A 1,216-nucleotide genomic window follows, 5' to 3' on the forward strand; every position below is an offset into this window, starting at 1 on the left:
TCGTGCAAAAAACGATAACTAGGATTTGCAGTCACTTCTGTTTCAGATTGTTCACTCTGAAAAAACTTGTAAACCTGACTGATGGGTAAAACCAAACCTTCTCTCAGGGCTGTCCACAAAGCTGCTGCTGTGTCAACGGTAGATTGCTCTGAGATGATTGCCAATGTGTTCAAATCAAACTGGTTGCCAATACAAGCTGCTAATTTCAAAACTCGCTGAGTTTCTTCAGGTAGTTTTTGCAATTGCAGCGCCATAAATTCCACTACATCATCAGTGAGCGATCGTGCATTCACCTGCACAATATCGCATTCCCAATAATGGCGATCGTGGTTGAAATGAATGTACCCATCTTCGTAGAGTGCTTTGAGAAATTGTGTCGTGAAAAAGGGATTGCCCTGGGTTTTGCGATCAATTAATTCTGTTAAAGGTCGGGCAAGCTCTACCGAACAATTCAGCGTATCAGCCACGAGATGATTAGTATCTTCAAAAGCCAGGGGTTGTAGTGTAATGGTATTGATAACATGGCCTGACTTCTGTAATTCTGCCATTGTCATCATAAAGGGATGGGTAGGCGACACCTCATTGTCTCGATAAGCACCCAATAATAGCAAATAGCCGTTGTTACCCATCAACAGTTTGATTAAGTCCAGAGATGCAGCATCTGCCCACTGCAAATCATCCAAAAAGATCACTAGAGGATGTTCGGCTGTAGTGAAAACTTCGATAAACTTTTGGAACAGATGATTGAACCGACTCTGCGCTGCCCTACCAGAGAGTTCGGCGACAGGTGGCTGCTTGCCAATAACCTGTTCTAGCTCCGGAATAACCTCAATCAGAATCTGACCATTTTCTCCTACAGCAATCAGAATCTGCTGCCTCCATTGCGCTAACTGTTCATCTGGTTCCGAGAGCAATTGCTTCATCAAATGTTGTAGGGCTTGTACAAAGGCAGATAGTGGAATGTTGCGATTGAACTGGTCAAATTTGCCTTTGATAAAGTATCCCCGCTGCCTCACAATTGGCTTATGCACCTCATTCACAACGGCAGTTTTGCCAATTCCAGAGAAGCCTGCCACTAGCAGCAGTTCAGAGGCACCATTGGCAACTCGCTCAAATGCCTCTAGCAAGGTGCGCACCTCCGTCTCACGTCCGTAGAGCTTTTCGGGGATAAGGAAGCGATCGCACACGTCCTGCTGCCCTAGTTCAAACCAGGTAT

Annotated in this window: 1 protein-coding gene; it reads right to left on the minus strand. The window is 45.3% G+C overall.

From position 1 onward, the window contains the following. The coding region (locus NZ772_19270) for an AAA family ATPase (protein MCS6815698.1) at positions 1-1,216 on the minus strand (1,216 nt) is incomplete at both ends.

The organism is Cyanobacteriota bacterium (genome assembly GCA_025054735.1).
Lineage (GTDB): Bacteria > Cyanobacteriota > Cyanobacteriia > SKYG9 > SKYG9 > SKYG9.